At 65.1% G+C, this 4,625-nt stretch carries 5 protein-coding genes; 4 read left to right on the forward strand and 1 reads right to left on the reverse strand.

The window, feature by feature from the left end:
• The 4 genes from KDH09_07100 to KDH09_07115 form a co-directional block, all read left to right on the forward strand.
• The coding region (locus KDH09_07100; GenBank protein MCB0219442.1) for a VWA domain-containing protein at positions 1-3,014 on the forward strand (3,014 nt) is incomplete at its 5' end.
• Between the two features lie 186 nt (positions 3,015-3,200).
• On the forward strand, positions 3,201-3,554 hold the full coding sequence (locus KDH09_07105; GenBank protein ID MCB0219443.1) for a type II toxin-antitoxin system RelE/ParE family toxin: 354 nt from the start codon (positions 3,201-3,203) through the stop codon (positions 3,552-3,554).
• Positions 3,538-3,858 carry an XRE family transcriptional regulator gene (locus KDH09_07110; GenBank protein ID MCB0219444.1) on the forward strand — a complete coding sequence of 107 codons (321 nt, stop codon included), beginning with the start codon at positions 3,538-3,540 and terminating at the stop codon, positions 3,856-3,858. Before KDH09_07105 ends, KDH09_07110 begins: the two co-directional genes overlap by 17 nt.
• Before the next feature lie 74 nt (positions 3,859-3,932).
• On the forward strand, positions 3,933-4,268 hold the full coding sequence (locus KDH09_07115; protein ID MCB0219445.1) for a TIGR02266 family protein: 336 nt from the start codon (positions 3,933-3,935) through the stop codon (positions 4,266-4,268).
• Here the strand turns inward: KDH09_07115 and KDH09_07120 are convergent.
• Positions 4,269-4,625, reverse strand: a 357-nt coding sequence (locus KDH09_07120) for a methyltransferase domain-containing protein (protein MCB0219446.1), incomplete at its 5' end; no start/stop codon positions are given.

Genomic DNA, 4,625 nt, shown 5'->3' on the forward strand with positions numbered 1-4,625 from the left:
GGGGCAGCGCGAGCTTCCCGCTGCTCGAAGCGGGCTGGCAGTCGCGGCAGGTCGCCGCAGAGTTTCTCGAACGCACCGCCGCGCGCGCTGCCGCCCTTGGGCCCGACGGCCTTGGCGTGCTGGCCGAGTCAGCCGCACAGATCGGCCGCCGTCACGCGCCCATCGCCATGAGCTGGCTGGACGAGGGGCCCGGCCTGCTCGAGGGGCTTCCCGCCCATGCGCGCGACGCGATGATCGGACTGCTTCTGGCCGCCGCGCGCGGCATCGCCCCTGCCTTTGCCGAGATCGCCCGCCGCGCGGTGGCCGTTACCGAGATCATGGCCGAAGACGCTTCGGTCGTGCTGGAGGTCGCCGCATCCCTGCACGGCGAAGCGGCCGAAGAAGTCCTCGACTTCCTGCGCGATACGCCCAGGCTGCTCTCGCAGAAATACCCGCCGCATCTCGATCCCTGGATCGAGGGGCACAAGACCTGCCTGCAGGCGGCGCGCGCACTCACCAAAGAGAATCCGAAAGCCGCCAAGGCCCTGCTGCAGGCCATTCCGGAGCTGCGCCGCCTGGCGCGCCCCGAAGAGCTGCCGCGCTGGATCGAGGAAGGAACGCGCAGCAGCAAGGACGATCCCGGAAAGGCGCAGGCCTGGTTCGCGCTGTCCTCGAAGGCCTCGCGCGCGCAGCTCCACGCCTATGCCGAGGGACTGCCCTTTGCCGAGGTCGCGCGCTCGCTCTCCTTGTTCGCGCACGGGCTCATCGGCGAGCGCATCGACATCGGCGTGCTCACCCACGAGGACCAGGTCGCCCTGCAGCACTACGCCGACCGGCCGCTTCCCACCACGGACGGGCGGAAGATTTTCCTGCCCGAACTGATCTGGGGATACGGTTCGCGCGAGGCCAACCGCCGCGCCGCGCGCATGGCCACGGCGCACCAGGCCGGGCACTTCGAATTCGGAACTTTCGAGTTCAGCACCGAGCGACTGGCCAAAAAGCGCAGCGCCCTCATGGAGCTCTCGCGCTACCTGCCGGATGAAGACCAGGGCACGAGCCTCGCGGCGTTCTTTTCAAAATTCCCGATGCAACTGCTCGCCCGCGATTTATTCACGATCTTCGAGGGCTACCGCGTCGACATGCAGCTCCGGCATCGCTACGCCGGACTGGTTGCAGAAGTGGACTGGCTCTGGGGCGTGGAGCTCGCGCGGCGCCCCGCGCTGCTCGACGCCCTCGGGCGCGGCGGGCCGCTCTCGCTGCTGTGCGAGCTGCTCATCCGCCGCACCCTTGGCGAGGACACCTTGCCCGAGGAGCTCCGCTACGAAGAAGCCGACGGCGGCTGGAACGTCAGCGAGGAAGCGCGCGCGTGGAACTACGTGCAGCTCGACCTCGCCCAGCTCTGGGACGACGTGGGCGCGTTCACCCAGTCATTGAAGCGCGATGGCGCCACCGTCGAGGACGCCGCGCTGCGAACCGCCGAGCTCTATCACCTGAGCAGCCTGTTCATGGGCACGGGCGTGGGAGAAGGCTCGCGTCTGCTCTCGGAACTGCTCGCTGAAGAACCCGATGCCGACGCCGTGCGCGCTTCCAAGGAAGGCACGGGCGAGATTTCCCAGGAAATTGCCGACGCCTACGACGGCACCGAGCCCATTCTCCATCGCGGCGAGGTCGATCCCGCCCAGGTGCAGGAGACAATGGGCGATGAGCAGACCATCGAGTCCATCGAGCGCGCCGAGTCGGCCTTCAACGACATGACACCCGAGGAGTTCGCCGCGTTTTTGGAGGCCCATCCTGAGATCGTCGAGGCCTTCGGCCCCGAGGATCCTGCCGGCGCGGTGCTCACCGGATTCCTGCCAAGCGACGCGCCCAAGGAAAAGGAAAACACCGACCCGCTCGAAGAGCGCCGCAATGCCGCGCTCGAAGCGGGCAAGGCGCTCGAGGACCTGAAGCGCCGCCTCCAGCGCAAGCTCGGCATCGACCAGAACGCCGGGCGCGAAGAGACCTTCATCTACGACGAGTGGGACCACACCATCGGCGACTACCGTGCGAGTTGGTGCACCGTGCATGAGCAGCCCGGGCGCGAGGAAGACCCCGCGACGATGGAAACCGTGCTGGCCGAGTCGGCGCAGATCATCCGCGGCGTCATCCGCCAGTTCGAGCGGATTCGCCCCGAGCAACTTCGTATCGAGCGCAACCAGCCCGACGGTGAAGAAATCGATCTCAACGCCGTGATCGAAGCCAAGGCTGACCGCCGCACGGGGCAGCCATGGCCCGACCGCCTCTACACGCGCCGCGTGAAGGTGGACCGCGACGTGGCGACGCTGCTGCTCGTGGACATGAGCGCTTCAACGGGCGAGCGCGTCGTCGACTACGAAAAGCAGGCCAGCCAGCAGCGACCCGATGATGCCCCCGAACCCGACGACCACGGCGACGTGGACCCGCGCGTGTGGTGGGACCGCGATCTCGAAACCAGCGCCCGTGCGCCCGCACTGGGCGCCGACCGCGAGCGCACGGTGCTCGACATCGAGCGCGAGGCCGTGCTCGTGATGAGCAAGGCACTCGAATACCTCGGCGACAACTACGCGATCTACGGCTTCTCGGGTCACGGTCGCGACAACGTGGACCTCTACCGGATCAAGGACTTCGAGGACACGCAGGAACACAAGGTGCTGCGCCGCATCGCTGGGATCCGCCCACGCCAGAGCACGCGCATGGGCGCGGCGATTCGCCATGCCCTCTGGCGGCTCTCCCACACGGAGGCGCGCTACAAGTCATTGGTGCTCATCTCGGACGGCTATCCCCAGGACACCGACTACGGCAACGACCGCCGCGACGAGACCTACGGGCTGCTCGATACCCGCGCGGCACTCACCGAGGCCGAACGCGCGGGCGTGCACCCCTTCTGCGTCACCGTCGACCGCGCGGGCTACGACTACCTGCGCAAGATGAGCCCCCACGAGAGCTACCTGGTCATCGACCACGTCATGGACCTGCCCCGCGTCCTGCCCCGGGTGTACCGGAAGATCACGCGGTAGGGGCGGGTTTCGGTCGCGGCTGTTCCGATCTCGGAAAGCGACCAGCCGCAGGCCACGCAGCAAGCGAAATGTTCCCCTAATTTCAGACACTTGACCAGGTCATATTCCGGCACGATTTGAGCATCGTCTTGCCTCTGCTGACCCTGGGCAAATGCAGTTGACAGCATATGAGGTAAAACGCATAATATGGCAACGATCATCGTAACGGAGGAATTCGAAAATTGGGCCCAAAGCCTCTCACGCGATGATCGCAAGGCGCTCGCACGCATTGTGGGTTTACTCGAAGCGCGGGGCATTACCCTCGGGTTCCCCTACTGCAGCGCACTCCGTGGCTCACGTGCAGGACTTCGGGAGCTGCGAGTTCAGGCGAAGGGCAAGCCGATTCGCGTAATCTATGCCTTCGACCCCAAACGCCAGGCCGTGCTGCTTTTGGGCGCGGACAAGACGGGCGAGAAACGGTTTTACCTGGAGAAAATTCGGGAAGCCGAAGCGCTCTGGCACACATATCTGGAGAACCTGAGCCATGCCGAAAAAAATTAAGACACGCCCCTGGCACTCGGTCCGCAAGGAGCTCCTCAACAAAGATGAGCTCCGCGAAATCGACGCACTCGTCAAACGGGATCTGATGGAGATGGATCTGCGTGCCCTTCGCGAGCTGCTCGGTAAAACCCAGACAGAGCTCGCGGAACTGGCAGAGATGACCCAGTCGGAAATTTCCCGCATGGAACGCCGCAGCGACCACCGACTCTCCACCCTGCGCCGTGTGGTGGAATCCCTCGGCGGGGAACTCGAAGTCATCGCCAACTTCGGCGATAAAAGCATCCGCCTCCACGGGGCGGACTGAACCCCTTTCAGATCAAACTTGCCAAATCCCCCCATTGGGGGAACCCTTGAGGCGTCTGACTTCGGAGGAACACCATGGGCAGCGAAAATCGACGGGCGCGGCGCTATGCCGCCGAGCTGGAAGTGCGCTACGAGCGCGCATCGGATTTCGTGCGCGAATATACGGAGAACGTCTCCCACGGCGGGATCTTCGTGCGCACCGAGCAACCGCTTCGCACCGGCGACCTGGTGAAGATGCACATCATGCTGCCCGGGGAAGAAACGCCGCTCGTCATCGAGGGGAGCGTCACCCACAGCCGTCCCCAGCCCAACGGGCTTCCCGCCGGCATGGGCGTGGAATTCATCGCCTACAACGCCGAAGACGTCGACCGCCTGCAGGCCTTCATCGCAAGGATTGCGGAAACCGAATAGTCAGCGCTTTTTTGCCACGTAGAGCCACGCGGGCCAGGGCAGTCGTTCGATATCGATGACTTCAAAGCCGGCCTGTTCCAGCGCGCGGCGCTGCACCTGCGGGGCGCGGTAGACCGCGTCGGTGGGGCCGGGGTTGATTTCGCGAAGGCCCGGCACGAAACGAAGCGGCCCGTTGCCAAGGCTCGCCATGATCAGCACGCCGCCGGGTTTGAGCACCCGGTGAATCTCGCTGAGCGCCCGATCGAACTCCACATAGAAATGCGAACTGATGGTGTTGGTCACCACGTCGAAGCGATCATTCTCGAACGGCATCTCGTAAACGCTCGCCTCGACGAGTTCGACGTCGGTGTTACCGAA

It is taken from the genome of Chrysiogenia bacterium (assembly GCA_020434085.1).
Lineage (GTDB): Bacteria > JAGRBM01 > JAGRBM01 > JAGRBM01 > JAGRBM01 > JAGRBM01.

Coding starts and splice junctions, on each gene's coding strand:
- KDH09_07110 (MCB0219444.1), top strand. CDS start 3,538: ATGCCGAAAAAAATTAAGACACGCCCCTGGCACTCGGTCCGCAAGGAG.
- KDH09_07105 (MCB0219443.1), top strand. CDS start 3,201: ATGGCAACGATCATCGTAACGGAGGAATTCGAAAATTGGGCCCAAAGC.
- KDH09_07115 (MCB0219445.1), top strand. CDS start 3,933: ATGGGCAGCGAAAATCGACGGGCGCGGCGCTATGCCGCCGAGCTGGAA.